The organism is Bacteroides sp. AM16-13 (assembly GCF_003602705.1).
Taxonomy (GTDB): domain Bacteria; phylum Bacteroidota; class Bacteroidia; order Bacteroidales; family Bacteroidaceae; genus Bacteroides; species Bacteroides xylanisolvens.
The window spans coordinates 21,251-37,493 of sequence record NZ_QTLK01000013.1 but is presented as its reverse complement, the minus strand read 5'-3'; the positions used below and the strand labels follow the sequence as shown (position 1 = coordinate 37,493).

The window sequence follows — 16,243 nt, the reverse complement described above, 5'->3', positions numbered from 1 at the left end:
AACAATTAAAGCCCCGTATATGTATGGGGAGTGATTGCTCTTAACTCTTTTTTAATATCTTCGCTTACATTCAATTCTTCGATAAACTCTTTAATAGAACTTTCTGTAATAGCTTGGTTGGTGCGGGTTAACGCTTTCAAAGCTTCATACGGATGCGGATAAGCCTCACGGCGCAGGATGGTCTGAATAGCTTCTGCCACTACACTCCAACAATTATCCAAATCACGATAAATAGCCGGTTCGTTCAATAACAGTTTGCGCAATCCTTTCAAAGAACTCTGGATGGCAATCACGATGTGACCGAAAGGTACACCGACATTACGCAACACTGTTGAGTCTGTCAAGTCACGCTGCAAACGGGAAACAGGAAGCTTCACAGCCAAATGTTCCAGAATAGACGTTGCTATGCCCAAGTTACCTTCTGCATTTTCAAAGTCAATCGGATTCACTTTATGCGGCATAGCGCTCGAGCCTACTTCTCCGGCTTTGATCTTCTGCTTGAAGTACTCCATAGAGATGTACTGCCAGAAGTCACGATTCATATCCACCATGATGGTATTGATACGCTTCATAGCATCAAAAACAGCAGAGAGGTTATCATAGTTCGAAATCTGCGTTGTATATTCTTCGCGTTCCAGTCCCAGCTTTTCTGCAACAAACCGATTGCCGAATTGTTTCCAGTCATATTGAGGATAAGCCACGTGATGCGCATTGTAGTTTCCGGTAGCACCGCCAAACTTAGCGGTAAGCGGACATGCTTTCAACATAGCCAACTGACGTTCGAGACGGTAAACAAATACCATCACTTCTTTACCCAGACGGGTAGGAGAAGCCGGCTGACCGTGAGTTTTGGCAAGCATCGGAATGTTGGCCCATTCTGTCGCATAGGTTTTCAACTGTGCAATCAGCTCTTCAATCAACGGGTAATAAACCTGATCCAATGCCTCTTTGATAGAAAGAGGAACAGACGTATTGTTAATATCCTGAGAAGTCAGTCCGAAGTGGATAAACTCTTTATAGTCATCCATTCCGCCCATCTTGTCAAATTCTTCTTTCAGGAAGTATTCTACGGCTTTCACATCGTGGTTAGTTACACTTTCGATATCTTTAATGCGTTGTGCGTCTGCTTCAGAGAAGTTACGGTAGATATTCCGTAAAGTTTCAAACACGCTACTATCGATTCCTTTCAATTGCGGCAAAGGAAGTTCGCACAAGGTGATAAAATACTCCACCTCTACCTGTACACGGTATTTAATCAGTGCAAATTCAGAGAAATAAGCTGCCAAAGCTTTAGTTTTGCCTCTATATCGACCATCAATCGGAGATATGGCCGTTAATACATCAAGTTCCATACGTTTTCTTAGATAATTATCAGACTGCAAAATTAACTCTTTTTCCTGAGTTATAAGATAAAAGGAGAAAGAAAGTTTGTATAAAAGAGGTAAGAAATAAAAAAAGTCTCACGAATTTCTTCGTAAGACTTCCTTTTTGGTGTGGGCGTTGACGGATTCGAACCGCCGACCCTCTGCTTGTAAGGCAGATGCTCTGAACCAGCTGAGCTAAACGCCCTTGTTAATGAGCCGGAAGTGTTTCGTTTTTTGTGTGGGCGTTGACGGATTCGAACCGCCGACCCTCTGCTTGTAAGGCAGATGCTCTGAACCAGCTGAGCTAAACGCCCGTACACTTCCGTTTCAAAAGCGATGCAAAGGTACGGCATTTTTTGAATTCTGCAAACATTTCATGTATTATTTTTCAAGAAAGTTTTTATCAAATAAAGAAACACTCTGATTATCAGCAAATAATAATAAAAACTTTTTTCTTGCCACTTTCACTTCTTCCGGTTCATCTAATAAACAGAACAAAATAAAGATAGCCGCGCCTCTTTTTCTATCATTAATAATTAAAATAGAATCTGCAGGAAAACGAATTCCCAACAAAGATAGTAACGCAGGAACGCTTAAATCCGGGAAATAACTTTTCCGGTCAAACGTTAAACAACCTGTTTGCGAACAACACGTGCCGGATTCCCGACTGCCACACTGTCGTCGGGAATATCTTTCGCCACAACGCTCCCCGCCCCTATCACACAGCGATTGCCAATCGTCACGCCGGGACAGATAATAGCACCGCCACCAATCCAGCAGTCTTCGCCAATCGTCACCGGATAAGCATATTCCTTAGAGCCTCTTCTTTCCAGGTAATCCATCGGATGATGCGGCGTATAAATCTGCACACAAGGTCCAACCAGCGTATGGGCGCCTATCGTGATATATCCTCCATCCAGGAAAGTGCAATTGGCATTCACAAATACATGTTCACCCAATTTGATTCCGTCTCCATGATCGCAATGAAAAGGCGGGCAGATTATTGAAGTTTCAGGAATCTCCGGTACCAGTTCTTCCAATAATTCCCGATACCCCGCATCATAAGTGCTCATTCCCCGCATACGCGCCAGCAGCTTCTTGGCATGTTCAAAACGCACCTGCAATTCCGGCGCAGCCATATCAGCCAACTGGCTACTACGCATCTTTTCTACTTCCGTCATACTTTATATTTCTTTACCGTTAGTAAATACAAACTTCTTTTCATCCGAAAGAAATTCGTTAAATTCGAATCCTTCCCAGGAGAAGCTTTTCAAATCCTCCGGATTTTCGATTCTGTTCTTCAGAATGAACCGCGTCATTTCACCACGGGACATCTTGATATAGATCACTATCGAAGCTAATTTCCCGTTCTTCCACACCTGAAATTCGGGAGTAACGACACGTACTTCTCTCTCCACACGTTTCCAATCGAACAAACTTTTCATCTCGTCGCTAGCCAGATTGCAGAGTATGCCTCCCGCTTTCTTTATATCTTCGATGAAAACATCCGTCAGACGGGATTTCCAATAAGAGAACATGGTCTGATTACCCGGTTCCGGCAACACTACGTCTCCTTCCAAGCGGTAGGAACGAATGACATCTAAAGGCCTCAACAACCCATAACAGAAAGAAGTCAACCGCAGATGTTCCTGCGCATATTCAAATTCTTCTTTCGAGAAATCCTTTGCATTCAGTCGCTTGAATACAATTCCGGTATAAGCCAGCAAAGCGGGCAGTTCCGATGTGTCTTCTGCATGAAAAGCCTGATAACGCTTATAATTCTCCACCGCCATCCTGGCATTTATACGCAACAGGCGTTCCAGTTCATCCATCGAAAACTGTGACATCTGCAAAGCAATCCCGAAAGCTTCTTTTTGAAATCGTGGAACTGTCGTCAAAGGTACTTTCACCTTTGAAGTCTCACTCATAGTCTTGGCACAAGATAGAAGTACTAACATTGTTTTATCTGATTTTATCTTTTCAAGAAACAAAAATAAAAAATAAATCGCTTCTCTTGCTGATGGATAGACAGATTCTACTTAGTTTCAACCAATAATTAACTTTAATCATTTATTAATAACAAAAACACTCCCTATATAGAACACACTCTGATGTGCTATATTTACTAATAAAAAAGAAACTCCCCCTTTGGACAAGCCAAAGAGAGAGTTCTCCTTATCTAATAGACAGCTAAAGCTGTTTTTATTTATATTCCTGCCAGCTCTTAATCTGAATATCATTCAGTTTCAATTCGCAGAATGCTTCGATAAAGGCGCTTGCCAAACGAGCATTGGTAATCAACGGAATGTTATGATCGATTGCACCGCGACGGATACGATAACCGTTCGTCAACTCACGCTTGCTGTGATTCTTCGGAATGTTAACGATCAAATCAAACTTATGGTCAGCAATCATCTTCATGACGTTGTTCTCTGCACCCGGTTTTTCGTCCGGCCAGTAAACTGGAGTCGTTTCTACACCGTGAGCGTTCAGGAAGGCAGCAGTTCCGGCAGTTGCGTAAATTTGATATCCCTTAGCAAACAGCATACGGCTGGCATCCAGCAAATCTACTTTCGACTTCATTGCACCGGAAGAGAACATCACAGCTTTTTCAGGAATCTTGAATCCGGTAGCAATCATTGAATTCAGCAATGCTTCAGAGAAATCGTCACCGATACATCCCACTTCACCAGTAGAAGACATGTCTACGCCCAATACCGGGTCAGCCTTGTGCAGACGAGAGAAAGAGAATTGAGAAGCTTTTACACCAATCCAGTCGATATCGAATGCAGACTTATCCGGGCGTGAGTATGGAGCATCCAACATGATGCGGGTAGCAGTTTCGATAAAGTTACGTTTCAGAACTTTAGAAACAAACGGGAAGCTACGAGAAGCACGCAAGTTACATTCGATTACTTTCACTTCGTTGTTACGAGCCAGAAACTGGATATTGAACGGACCGGAGATATTGAGTTCTTTAGCAATCTGACGGCTGATCTTCTTGATGCGACGAGCTGTTGCAAAGTAAATCTTCTGTGCCGGGAATACCAACGTAGCATCACCGGAGTGAACACCGGCAAACTCTACGTGTTCGGAGATTGCGTATTCTACCACTTCACCATTCTGTGCAACGGCATCAAATTCAATTTCTTTCGTATTTTCAAGGAACTGGGAAACAACAACCGGATATTCTTTAGAAACTTCGGCAGCCATCTTCAGGAAGTTCTCCAATTCTTCATCGTCATAGCAAACATTCATTGCTGCTCCTGAAAGGACGTAAGAAGGACGAACCAATACCGGGTAGCCTACTTTTTCTACAAATCCCTTCACTTCTTCAAGACTGGTCAGTTCCATCCAAGCCGGTTGGTCGATACCCAGTTGGTCGAGCATAGCAGAGAACTTGTTACGGTTTTCAGCACGGTCGATAGAAATCGGAGAAGTACCCAATACAGGAACCGACTGACGGTAAAGTTTCATAGCCAGGTTGTTCGGGATTTGTCCGCCTACCGAGACGATCACACCACGAGGTTGTTCGAGGTCGATTACGTCAAGTACACGTTCGAACGAAAGTTCGTCGAAGTAGAGACGGTCGCACATATCATAGTCAGTAGAAACCGTTTCAGGGTTGTAGTTAATCATGATAGACTTGTAACCCAGTTTGCGGGCAGTCTGAACTGCATTCACCGAGCACCAGTCAAATTCTACAGAGCTACCGATACGGTAAGCACCCGAGCCTAGTACGACTACTGATTTTTCATTCTTATAATAGTTTACATCGTAGCCTTCCACTGCATAAGTCATATACAGATAGTTAGTCAGTTCCGGATGTTCGGAAGCGATGGTATTGATACGTTTTACAGCCGGAAGGATACCCATCGATTTACGATGAGCACGTACGGCAAGGTTTTCTTTCTCCATGTTTCCGGTTGGATTCAGTACGAAACGTGCAATCTGGAAGTCAGAGAAACCTAACACTTTAGCTTCACGCATTACATCGGCAGGTATATCTTCTACCTTATTATAAGTAGACAATTTCGCTTTGTAGTCTACGATATTTTTCAGTTTGCCAAGGAACCATGGGTCGATCTTTGTCAGGTCGTGGATACGTTCGATGGTGTAACCTTCTTCCATTGCTTGTGCGATAGCGAAAACACGCAAGTCAGTCGGGCGAGAAAGCTCTTTATCAAGATCATCAAAGTGCAGTTCGTCATTACCTACGAAACCGTGCATTCCCTGACCGATCATACGAAGGCCTTTCTGGATGATTTCTTCGAAAGAGCGACCGATAGACATGATTTCACCTACCGATTTCATGCTTGAACCGATTTCACGGGATACACCGGCAAACTTCGTCAAGTCCCAACGAGGGATTTTACAGATATAGTAGTCAAGTTGCGGAGCTACGTATGCAGAGTTCGGGGTTCCCATCTCGCCAATCTGGTCGAGTGTGTAACCAAGTGCCACTTTAGCAGCTACGAATGCCAACGGATAACCGGTAGCCTTAGAAGCCAATGCAGAAGAACGGCTCAAACGGGCATTTACTTCAATCACACGGTAGTCATCCGTTTCAGAGTTGAAAGCATACTGAATGTTACATTCACCCACGATACCGAGGTGACGGATACATTTGGTAGAAAGTTCTTTCAACAGAGCCAGTTCTTTATCATCCAGCGAGCAGGTGGGAGCTACTACAATTGATTCGCCGGTATGAATACCCAGCGGATCGAAGTTTTCCATGCTGGCTACTGTGAAGCAATGGTCGTTAGCGTCACGGATCACTTCAAATTCGATTTCTTTCCAGCCTTTCAAAGACTCTTCTACCAGAATTTGTTTGGAGAAAGCAAATGAGCTCTCTGCCAATTTCAGGAATTCTTCCTCATTGGCACAGATACCACTACCAAGACCACCCAGTGCATAAGCAGAACGCACCATGACAGGATAACCAATTCTGCGTGCAGCAGCAATGGCATCTTCCATGTTTTCTACTGCCTGGCTGACCGGAGTCTTCATTTCTATCTCGTCCAGTTTCTTCACAAACAGGTCACGGTCTTCTGTATACATGATAGCTTCTACTGAAGTTCCGAGCACCTTTACTCCGTATTTATCAAGAACACCTTGTGTGTAAAGTTCAGCACCACAGTTCAATGCAGTCTGTCCGCCGAATGCCAAAAGGATACCATCGGGACGTTCTTTCTTGATAATTTCTTCTACGAAATAAGTATTCACGGGAAGGAAATACACTTTATCGGCAATACCTTCAGAAGTCTGAATGGTTGCGATGTTCGGGTTTACCAATACTGAGCTGATACCTTCTTCTTTCAAAGCTTTCAGTGCTTGTGAGCCTGAGTAGTCGAACTCTCCGGCTTGTCCGATTTTGAGTGCTCCAGAACCCAAAACGAGAACTTTCTTGATTTCCTTTTCCATTTCTTTTGTTGTTATAATAAGTTGTTATTTCTAAGTCCGTTCATAAAAAAAATGCGTTACCCTCAAAAAAGGATTAACGCATTACCAAAGAACTAAAATATTGTTTTTGGAAATAAGAGAAGAAGACTTTCGTTTCGGGATGAAAAACATCCGAATGTAAATAATACTTGCTTCTAATTTCCTGTTGATTCATTGTTGACTTCAAAATTTGTGCAAAGTAACGACATATTTTGCACATGACAAAAAGATACGTTCACTTTTTTACTGAAATAATTTACCGTGTTAATGAAACAGTCGTTTTTCCATTGGCTTTTAATGATTACATTCTTATCTTAAGCAGGCACAAATCATGAAGTAACTGCATTTTGATGTTTCTTTCAGTTTTTATCCTTATCTTTGTCGCCATTATATAATAAGGTAATAAATATGGGAAAAGAAAAAATCATATTGACGGGCGACCGTCCTACCGGAAGACTTCATATCGGTCACTATGTAGGTTCGTTGAAACGCAGAGTTGACCTGCAAAACGCAGGTGATTATAGTAAGATGTTTATCTTCATTGCCGATTCACAGGCATTGACAGACAATATAGACAATCCGGAAAAGGTGCGTCAGAATGTAATCGAAGTTGCTCTTGATTATCTGGCTTGTGGTATTGATCCGACTAAAGCTACGATTTTCATCCAGTCGCAAATACCGGAACTATGCGAACTTAGTTTCTATTATATGGACCTTGTCAGCGTATCCCGCCTGCAACGTAACCCGACTGTGAAATCGGAAATCCAGATGCGTAACTTTGAAGCAAGTATTCCCGTAGGTTTCTTTACTTATCCCATCAGCCAGGCAGCAGACATTACAGCATTCCGCGCAACGACTGTCCCTGTGGGTGAAGACCAGGAACCGATGCTCGAACAGGCTCGCGAAATCGTTCGCCGTTTCAACTATATATATGGTGAGACATTGGTAGAACCGGAAATCCTGTTGCCGGACAATGCAGCTTGTCTGCGTCTTCCGGGAACTGACGGTAAAGCTAAAATGAGTAAATCGCTCGGAAACTGCATCTACCTTTCGGAAGAACCGGAAGAAATCCAAAAGAAAATCATGAGTATGTATACCGACCCGGGACATCTCCGCGTACAAGATCCGGGAAAAATTGAAGGTAATACGGTATTTACTTACCTAGATGCTTTCTGCCTCCCCGAACATTTCGAACGTTATTTACCGGATTATCCGAATCTGGCAGAACTGAAAGCGCATTATCAACGCGGCGGATTGGGTGACGTGAAAGTAAAACGTTTCCTAAATTCCATCATGCAGGAGACTTTGGAACCGATTCGCAATCGTCGCAAGGAGTTCAGCAAGGATATCCCTGCTATCTACGAGATGCTTCAGCAAGGCTGCGAAGTGGCAAGGGCTGCGGCTGCCGAGACTTTGGCTGACGTGAAGAAGGCGATGAAGATTAATTATTTTGATGATAAGGAATTAATCGAAGAGCAGGTGAAACGTTTCTCGCAAGAGTAAAAGATTTCGTCTGGGAATAAACATAATTATAAGGTAAAGGCTGCCCTTCTTTTGTAGAACAGGCAGCCTTTCTTATCGGATATTTTTCAAAGATTCAGTTTGTTTCTTCCTCGTCATTCTTGAACAACACATCCTTTAGTTTCTGATAAAGGAATGAAAGTATCAGCAATATCAATCCCAGAATGATAAATACAATAATCTTGCCAATGGTCGGCATAGCCCATAAATCATCAAAGACGAGTTTGAGCAGGACTAATCCGAAAGTCGCAAGGCTCACCATGCGGAGTAGTTTCTGATGCAGGCGCATGCCCAACCCCATTTGGACGAACCCGGCAATGCTTAATGAGAGTGACAGCCCGGCACTGAAATCGTCCACTCCTACTTGCCAAAGGAAAGAGCGTACCATTGTCAGCCAAAGGAGCGTGGCAAGAATATTCAGATATACGGTGAAACGGGATTTTATGCCGATTGATGTATAGTACATACGTGCTACATAATACAAATTCGCTATTACGAACACAGCTGTCAGCCATGGTAGTACAACAGGAGGGGAAGTCCATATTCTCTGGTCGCCCCATATATTTATAATATATACAAGTACGTTTGCCCCGATAGTCAAGATATAAGAAGTGAGATGTTTCGTTATCGGGAATCGTTTTCTGAAAGCATAGCAAACACTCGAAATGGATATGGCTGTAAACAAGAACATAACTCCGCTTCTCGTCGCACCTTCAAAATACAAATTGAATTCCATCATAAATGTATAATAAAGTATGATTACGGAGACGATAAGCATAAAAGGATTCCAGAAGCTGTATTTCAACCGGCGTGCCGTAGAGAAGAAGGAATGATAATATTCCATTAATAAAGCAAATGCTCCTGTCGCTAATCCCACAAACAAAGAGGTGGCAAATGAACTATTCAGAAAAATTGTATCCAAGGAATGATGTTCAAACATCACACTATACACATCCATCAAGTAAGAAACGAAAGTGAGTCCTACCAGAACTTTAGCCGCATACTCATATACTCTAATTTTCGACTTAACATAGAGCCACAACAGCAATACCATTTCCGATGCCCAAAGCAAGGTTATATAGTTTCCGTCCAGTTGAATCGGAACTGTAATGGAGACAAATGTCAGCACAAGCCCCAACGTGGTATGCACGAGGAATTTATATTCCTTCCTATTCTTCCACAACCAAAGAACCAGTCCTAAATTAACGAGTGCGATAAACAGGCTCAACAAGCCGCTTGCTTTGAAAGATAATCCCATATTCCGCAAGAATAAGGCTCCTGAAAGTAAATAGATAAAATTATTCGTTATAATAACGAATACTAATCCCCGGCTCATCGTCCGCATATTCTCTCCACGAAGGATAGAGAACACCGGAAGTAGAAAGATAAAATAGAACAAAGTAGCAAACCAAAACAGATGGTTCGAAATAACCGTAGAACTAGAGGTATAGTTAAACAAAAGAAAGATTCCCATTATCAGGCAAGTAAAGACAAATGAAATCATTGGAAGTTCACTCCACTTTTTATAAATGGAAAGTCCGAACATACCCAGATTTAATATGCTCACGTAAGTGAACAGTACCAAATAACTTCCTTCCCCGCTACTCACTATGAATGGCGCAAGGAAGCCTCCTACAAGAGAAATGATAGCCAACTCACGCCGATTATATACCACAGACAGAATAGACATAAACACTGTGACACCAATCAGAATGATAAAGGCCATAGTCTGCGAGAAAATATGATAATAATGGAAAGCAATGGCAACTGTAAGATAGAACACAGCGAAAGCACCACCCGCAAGCAGCGAACTGAAGGTTCGGTATTTCTTTTGCAACCGTTCGGCAACAGCCAGCAATACAGCTCCCGTCAAGAAACCAAGCACGGTACGGAAGGTTTCATTAATCCAGTTTTTATCAATGGCATACTTTACAAAGAAACCTACACCGATTACAAATATAAGGATACCAATCTTCCCGAAAAGATTCTCACCGATGAATTTTTCATAGTTCACCTGTTTTTTTTGTTTCGGAACAGTCGGAACAACCGGAGTAGCCGGAGTAACCAGTACAACTGGCACAGTCGAAGATTCAGCGGATTCCTTCCGAACAGCCTCTACACAAACTTCCTCCATTCTTGTTTCAAGCGTCTTTTCAGGCGTCTTTTCCAATGTCTCACGGACAACTGCTTCAACAACCGGTTCGTGTTTTTCCTGAACAGCCTCTTCTCGTTGTCCGGTCTTTACTGCCTTAACATGCTCTGCCGCTTGAGGCATCACAGGAATATCTTTTGTTTCTTTTTCTGATATTTCCTCTTTCGGCTTGGAGGCTTCAGCAACAGAATTTTGCTGAACCTTGAGATAATCTTCCATCCGTTTCTTTATCTCATGCAACTCTTTCTCTATTTTTCCGAAGCGATTGTCCAACCTACTCAATAAAATAAATAACATAACCAAAACGAGTAGTGCATATACGGTATTAAAGTCGTCCATAATATTCCAGATTTGAGTTCTATATCACAAATATAGATAATTATTAATAGCTTCAATCAATTGTTATTAAATTATTTGGATTATCCCAATAATGCAATTTTACATCTATTGCATAAATCAGGATACAAATCCTCTAAATCAGGAAAAAAATCTCCTCATTTTATAAAAAAGAATAGAGCTTACAAATTCCAAACAATTATACGGCTTTTATTCTTCTTTTTCCTATCTTTGCCACAATATCAATAAAAATCACACAAATTATTCACTTAAACACAAGAAGCATGAAGCACCTTAAATTTCTATTTGCACTTGGCGGCATTCTTTTCTTATCTTGCCAAACAGTATCCGCACGTGGTTTAAAAATCCCTTTCGGCGACCGCGAAGTATTAACCAAAGTAGCAGATTTGCCTGATACCGAAGAGTACCAAACAGACGATGGAAACTACATTGATCTGGCAACTTTCCATCAGGAGTTCAACATCGCTTACATTCTCCCTCTATACATAGAGAAAGAGCCTCGCCTGGTCGGCTATTGCGAAAAGGAAGACACTTACTATGAACTGACGGAAGAACAACTGGCTACCATCCTAAAAGAAAATAATTTGGATGGAGAGAAGTTGAACAAGGTCGGTTTCTATTCCCGTTATGGCGGTAAAGCTGTCGGACTTCTTATAATTGCCCTTATCATTTGGGGATGTATTCCTGGAAAAAAGAAAGAAGTGAAACCCGTGGAAGTATAAAACAAACCATTATTAATAACATTAAAAAGTACAAACTATGTCTATTTACACCTTTATTCCGGTCATTTTCATTGTTCTATATCTAGGATACTGGTTTTACATGAAAAACAAAAACTCGCAACAGGCACAAGTAGTGAACAACACCGATTTCAAAGCTGAATTTGCAAATGCAGAACAGTATAAAAACCTCTGCTTAAACTCTGATTTATCTTTCCTGAAAGAAGCTATGGGAGAAGAAAAAATTGACGCTTTCAACTATGCCAGCAATGAGTATGGTGTAGCATCCGCACTCAAAGACGGAATGAAAGATAAGCTGAAAGGAATGGCCACTTTAGGAACTGTACGTTTCAATACCGTACAAACTCCCAAATATCTGGTATTGAGCGGAGACAATCTGCACCTATTCGATACAGACACAGATGGAGAAATCGACAATCATTTTGTATTCAATCAGGCGCGTCTTGAAAATTCCCGTCTCATCGCAATTCCTATGGAGGGACAAGTACAAGCACAGGCACAAGCCAGAGGAAACAACGTGAAAGCATACAAACTTTCATTGCAAACCGACGAGAAACCTGTTGAACTCATTATCTACTCCTGTCTGATATTTACAAATATCCCGGAGATTCCGACAGATCCACAAGAAACAATACAGGATATTATCATTGGCAATGACTTCTTGAAACAATTGGGTGACAAATATCCTAATTTGAAAGTCTCATTGCCGATATTTAGCTAAAGAAGGACATATACTTAGAAAAAATAACAGCGGAAGGTTAGCTAGTTACCAAACATTATGCGTCCCGGCGTCCCGGCGGATTTGCAATCCGCCGTTCTCCGAGTATCAGGATTTATAATCCGCAATACACCTATACTTTATATAGTTCGGATTGAAAATCCTGATGCTCAAAGCAATCGGATTACAAATCCGATTGAACAGAGAACAGATCTCTGCAGATACTCCCCGCAGAAATTCAAAAGTAAAATTAAAAGCGATACAGTTTCGTTCGGACAAGAAGCTGAAACAATCTGTCGGATATATAAAAATAAAGCAAATGAAGCGGGTCAAGCACTCTGCCAAATTATCGGAAATAGAGATAGACATGCGGCTAAAAGAGTATTTCAGCGATCATCAGATTATGCAACGTTCCGACTTTCAAGGCATCACGGGGATGGTACGTTCCACAGCCATGATTCATATTCGCCGACTCCGTCAGGAAGGCAAGCCGCAGAATATCGGCATTCCCAGTCAACCTATTTATGTGCCGGCCCCAGGATTTTATGGAAAGTCCAGAGATTATCAGCCTGTCAAATAAACTAAAACAAAATATCAGAGGAGATACCCCCAAATAACAGATATAAAAAAGGCGGCTGAAAGCATGAACCTCTCTTTTCAAGGTTCGCTTTCAGCCGCTATCTCTTTCCAGCAAGCGATTACAGAGAATCGCTGAATGCTGAAATCGCTTTTTTACTTTTTATTACTGTGCAGATTCTACCAATACTACACGGTTCAGAATCGGTTGACCGAATTTGTCAACACCACCACCGGCTGCAACTTTCAGTCTATCGGCAGAGATGCCATACTTCTTAACTAACAAGTCTTTAACAACCTGTGCACGTTCCAAACTTAACTTCTGATTGAAAGCAGGAGTACCGGTTGCAGAGTCAGCATATCCGTTGATTGTGTATGTAGCATTCGGAGATTCTTTTATCTTGCTGGCAAGATATGACAAGTTCATTTCTTCTTGCGGAGATAATTTATCAGAACCGATCTTGAAGAATACGGTACGCGGAGCAATGTTAGTATCTGTGATAACAACTTCTTCAGTATCTTCTACTTCTACCGGTTGCTGTGCATTTGCCAACTGCTGTTGCAATTGCATATTAGCTGCTGCCATTGCATTCATCTGATTACGCATCTGATTCAATTCGAGTTCAGAGATAATCTGTGGAGTAGGACGTTGGAATCCGCGAGTAGGGAAGTAATAAGTCACACCGAGGGTAGCACCTAAGATACCATCATAATCGGGTCTACCTCCATGTTCTCCGTCAAACTTGCCTTCCAGACCTGTTGCGCTCAACTCCAGATTCAAGTCAACAGCATTCGACAAACGGAAGCGGTTGATAATACCTGCATTGAAAGTAGCGGAGTTAGTGTGAGGACGAGAATAAGCATGAGCCCAACCGGCACCTATATAAGGGATAATTTCATATACGCGGTTCGGATTGTATCCACCGAAAAGTGCGTTCAAGTTAATCATCAAATCACCATGCAAGTTCATGTAGTCCCATCTTTGTTTGTAAGAACCGTCTTCTCTCGGACCACCCACTACATAATTAGCAGTTTCGCTGGTAGTGAATCCTTTTGCCTGCAATCCGCTGTATTGCAAACGCAGCCCGAATCCCGGAGTTACCCATTTGCCGACAGACACGTTAAATGTAGGAGCAACACGGTCTCTGAATTTGCCAATATGGTCATTGTTTCCATATAGCACTTGGGCGCCGCCTCCTACAGAGAAGAACCAGTTACTCCAGAAAGGATTAGTTATTACTTGATATTTATCTTGTACCTGAATCACTTCGTATTCAGTTACAGTCATTGTCTGCTGCGCAGAAGCGACAGACGCAACGCCGGCAAATGCCAGCAACATCAGAATCTTTTTCATATACCTAATAGTTAAGTGGTTATTTAAATCTTTTTCTTTGTTGAACTATTTAAATAACACGAACCGAACTAAAAGGTTTTAGAAAAAGATGAAATTATTTGTTTTATTTGAATAATCTTTCGATGTCTTCCTCCTTGATTGTTGTCAAAACAGTTTTCCCATCAGGGGTGTAATTCGGTGAGGGACAGGCAAAAAGGTTGTCTACAAGGCTTACCATTTCTTCATTACTCAACACCTGTCCGTAAACAATAGCCGCCGCGCGAGCCAATGTTAATGCCAGAATACTTTGGATTTCTTCCTTGACGTCACTTCCTTTTTCCATCGCCGTATGCAGCATATTACGCACCAGTTCCACCGGATTCAGACCTTCAATCCCCGAAGGAATACCATTAATGGCATAGCTACCGCCTCCCAGATTACTCAAATCGAAACCGACTGCAGACAAATCATCCATAATACTTTGCAGTACAGCTGCTTCCGAAGCCGGCAACTGTAAGATTTCCGGGAACAGGACGCCTTGTGATACCCCCTGTTTCTGTTGGATCTGTACCATATAACGATCAAAAAGTACCCGTATGTGTGCCCGGTGCTGATCGATTAGCATCAAACCGGATTTAACTGAAGTCAAAATAAACCGCCCTTTAAACTGCAAATGCTGATTTCCTTTCTCTATCACCGGTTCACTGGCATACAAAGTAGAAGAAGCGGCAGAGGTGACCGTCTCCATCTTTTCTTCAACGAAAGCGGGTTGGCCGCCAATAGAAGAGTCTTCCCAATCCATTTCGGGTTCCGGTTGCGGGTTATTCATCTTACTGGCTTTCGTCAGCCCTCCGTACAAATCTTCCCATTCCACTTTCGAACGGCTGTACGATCCGCCACCACCGCCACCGGCAGAAACTTTAAACGGATTATAATCTGTATTATAATGTATCTTCGGAGGCTCGGAAGATATTTTCTCCTCAAATGCCGGAATGTCAGGCATATCTTCCGTATCAAAGTCGATGGAAGGGATCGCACTGAATTTACCCAACGACTCCTTCACGGATGCCGAAAGTATCTGCCAGATGGCCTGTTCATTTTCAAACTTGATTTCAGTCTTTGTCGGATGGATATTCACGTCAATATTAGCCGGATCTACATCGAAATAGATAAAGTAGGAAATCTGTTCACCAGTGGGAATCAACTGTTCATAAGCCTCCATGACTGCCTTATGAAAATAAGGATGACGCATATAACGCCCGTTGACAAAGAAATACTGATGTGCCCCTTTCTTACGGGCAGTCTCCGGCTTAGCTACGTATCCAAAGATTTTCACCATGGTAGTATTGACCTCTATGTTCAGTAACTGCTGATTGAGCTTCTTACCGAAAATAGCAAGGATACGCTGGCGTAATTGTGATACCGGAAGATTAAATAACTCCGAATCATTACTATAAAGCGAAAAGGCAACCTCCGGATGCACCAAAGCGATCCGTTCAAATTCGGCAAGGATGTTACTCAATTCCGTTGAATTAGCCTTTAGAAATTTACGACGGGCAGGTACATTAAAGAATAGGTTCTTTACAGAGAAGTTACTTCCTTTAGAACAGGACACAGCCTCCTGACTTTCCACTTGAGAGCCTGCAATCACCAGTTTCGTGCCCAGCTCTTCCGATTCCGGACGTGTCTTTAACTCTACCTGTGCCACAGCAGCGATGGAAGCCAATGCCTCTCCGCGAAATCCCATTGTACGCAAAGCAAACAGATCTGCCGCTTGACGTATCTTGGAAGTGGCATGTCGCTCAAAAGAAAGACGGGCATCCGTTTCGGACATTCCTTTTCCATCATCAATCACCTGAATGCTGGTTTTACCTGCATCAGTCACCAATACATGTATATTTTGTGCATCTGCATCAATCGCATTCTCCACTAGCTCCTTGATGACAGACGCGGGACGTTGTATCACTTCACCGGCAGCAATCTGGTTAGCTACCGAATCAGGTAACAAATGAATTATATCGCTCATTCTTCGTAAATTAA

At 42.3% G+C, this 16,243-nt stretch carries 11 protein-coding genes and 2 tRNA genes; 4 read left to right on the top strand and 9 right to left on the bottom strand.

Features of this window, described 5'->3' with window-relative positions; translation table 11 throughout:
- Positions 1 to 5 precede the first annotated feature (5 nt).
- The 6 genes from purB to carB all read right to left on the bottom strand — a co-directional run bounded on the left by purB (position 6) and on the right by carB (position 6,788).
- Positions 6 to 1,352, bottom strand: coding sequence for an adenylosuccinate lyase (gene purB / locus DW173_RS12070; protein ID WP_008020410.1), 1,347 nt, complete (start codon positions 1,350 to 1,352; stop codon positions 6 to 8).
- Positions 1,353 to 1,494: 142 nt separating this feature from the next.
- Positions 1,495 to 1,569: transfer RNA gene (locus DW173_RS12065), tRNA-Val, on the bottom strand.
- 34 nt (positions 1,570 to 1,603) lie between these two features.
- Positions 1,604 to 1,678: transfer RNA gene (locus DW173_RS12060), tRNA-Val, on the bottom strand.
- Positions 1,679 to 1,990: 312 nt separating this feature from the next.
- Complete coding sequence (locus DW173_RS12055; RefSeq protein WP_120144496.1) at positions 1,991 to 2,545, bottom strand: sugar O-acetyltransferase; 555 nt, start codon at positions 2,543 to 2,545, stop codon at positions 1,991 to 1,993.
- A gap of 3 nt (positions 2,546 to 2,548) precedes the next feature.
- The gene (gene yaaA / locus DW173_RS12050; protein ID WP_120144495.1) at positions 2,549 to 3,322 is read right to left on the bottom strand and encodes a peroxide stress protein YaaA; all 774 of its coding nucleotides are present in this window, start codon (positions 3,320 to 3,322) and stop codon (positions 2,549 to 2,551) included.
- Between the two features lie 244 nt (positions 3,323 to 3,566).
- Positions 3,567 to 6,788 carry a carbamoyl-phosphate synthase (glutamine-hydrolyzing) large subunit gene (gene carB / locus DW173_RS12045; protein ID WP_032844102.1) on the bottom strand — a complete coding sequence of 1,074 codons (3,222 nt, stop codon included), beginning with the start codon at positions 6,786 to 6,788 and terminating at the stop codon, positions 3,567 to 3,569.
- 426 nt (positions 6,789 to 7,214) lie between these two features.
- Between carB and trpS the strand changes: the two genes are divergently transcribed.
- Complete coding sequence (gene trpS / locus DW173_RS12035) at positions 7,215 to 8,309, top strand: tryptophan--tRNA ligase (RefSeq protein WP_004314379.1); 1,095 nt, start codon at positions 7,215 to 7,217, stop codon at positions 8,307 to 8,309.
- Between the two features lie 94 nt (positions 8,310 to 8,403).
- Here the strand turns inward: trpS and DW173_RS12030 are convergent, their stop codons facing one another.
- Positions 8,404 to 10,818: a DUF2339 domain-containing protein gene (locus DW173_RS12030; RefSeq protein ID WP_120144494.1), complete on the bottom strand. Its 2,415-nt coding sequence runs from the start codon at positions 10,816 to 10,818 to the stop codon at positions 8,404 to 8,406.
- Positions 10,819 to 11,099: 281 nt separating this feature from the next.
- On the opposite strand from DW173_RS12030, the gene DW173_RS12025 reads away from it, so the two are divergent.
- The 3 genes from DW173_RS12025 to DW173_RS12015 all read left to right on the top strand — a co-directional run bounded on the left by DW173_RS12025 (position 11,100) and on the right by DW173_RS12015 (position 12,874).
- Positions 11,100 to 11,558: a hypothetical protein gene (locus DW173_RS12025; protein WP_120144493.1), complete on the top strand. Its 459-nt coding sequence runs from the start codon at positions 11,100 to 11,102 to the stop codon at positions 11,556 to 11,558.
- A gap of 37 nt (positions 11,559 to 11,595) precedes the next feature.
- On the top strand, positions 11,596 to 12,297 hold the full coding sequence (locus DW173_RS12020) for a hypothetical protein (RefSeq protein ID WP_117685318.1): 702 nt from the start codon (positions 11,596 to 11,598) through the stop codon (positions 12,295 to 12,297).
- A gap of 163 nt (positions 12,298 to 12,460) precedes the next feature.
- On the top strand, positions 12,461 to 12,874 hold the full coding sequence (locus DW173_RS12015; protein ID WP_004314383.1) for a hypothetical protein: 414 nt from the start codon (positions 12,461 to 12,463) through the stop codon (positions 12,872 to 12,874).
- A gap of 162 nt (positions 12,875 to 13,036) precedes the next feature.
- On the opposite strand, the gene DW173_RS12010 is transcribed toward DW173_RS12015, so the two are convergent.
- Positions 13,037 to 14,224 (bottom strand): OmpA family protein, encoded by a 1,188-nt coding sequence (locus DW173_RS12010; protein ID WP_004314384.1) that lies wholly within the window; start codon positions 14,222 to 14,224, stop codon positions 13,037 to 13,039.
- A gap of 103 nt (positions 14,225 to 14,327) precedes the next feature.
- The gene (gene mutL, locus DW173_RS12005) at positions 14,328 to 16,229 is read right to left on the bottom strand and encodes a DNA mismatch repair endonuclease MutL (RefSeq protein WP_120144492.1); all 1,902 of its coding nucleotides are present in this window, start codon (positions 16,227 to 16,229) and stop codon (positions 14,328 to 14,330) included.
- Positions 16,230 to 16,243: the final 14 nt, after the last annotated feature.

Coding starts and splice junctions, on each gene's coding strand:
- purB (WP_008020410.1), bottom strand. CDS start 1,352: ATGGAACTTGATGTATTAACGGCCATATCTCCGATTGATGGTCGATAT.
- DW173_RS12055 (WP_120144496.1), bottom strand. CDS start 2,545: ATGACGGAAGTAGAAAAGATGCGTAGTAGCCAGTTGGCTGATATGGCT.
- yaaA (WP_120144495.1), bottom strand. CDS start 3,322: ATGTTAGTACTTCTATCTTGTGCCAAGACTATGAGTGAGACTTCAAAG.
- carB (WP_032844102.1), bottom strand. CDS start 6,788: ATGGAAAAGGAAATCAAGAAAGTTCTCGTTTTGGGTTCTGGAGCACTC.
- trpS (WP_004314379.1), top strand. CDS start 7,215: ATGGGAAAAGAAAAAATCATATTGACGGGCGACCGTCCTACCGGAAGA.
- DW173_RS12030 (WP_120144494.1), bottom strand. CDS start 10,818: ATGGACGACTTTAATACCGTATATGCACTACTCGTTTTGGTTATGTTA.
- DW173_RS12025 (WP_120144493.1), top strand. CDS start 11,100: ATGAAGCACCTTAAATTTCTATTTGCACTTGGCGGCATTCTTTTCTTA.
- DW173_RS12020 (WP_117685318.1), top strand. CDS start 11,596: ATGTCTATTTACACCTTTATTCCGGTCATTTTCATTGTTCTATATCTA.
- DW173_RS12015 (WP_004314383.1), top strand. CDS start 12,461: ATGCTCAAAGCAATCGGATTACAAATCCGATTGAACAGAGAACAGATC.
- DW173_RS12010 (WP_004314384.1), bottom strand. CDS start 14,224: ATGAAAAAGATTCTGATGTTGCTGGCATTTGCCGGCGTTGCGTCTGTC.
- mutL (WP_120144492.1), bottom strand. CDS start 16,229: ATGAGCGATATAATTCATTTGTTACCTGATTCGGTAGCTAACCAGATT.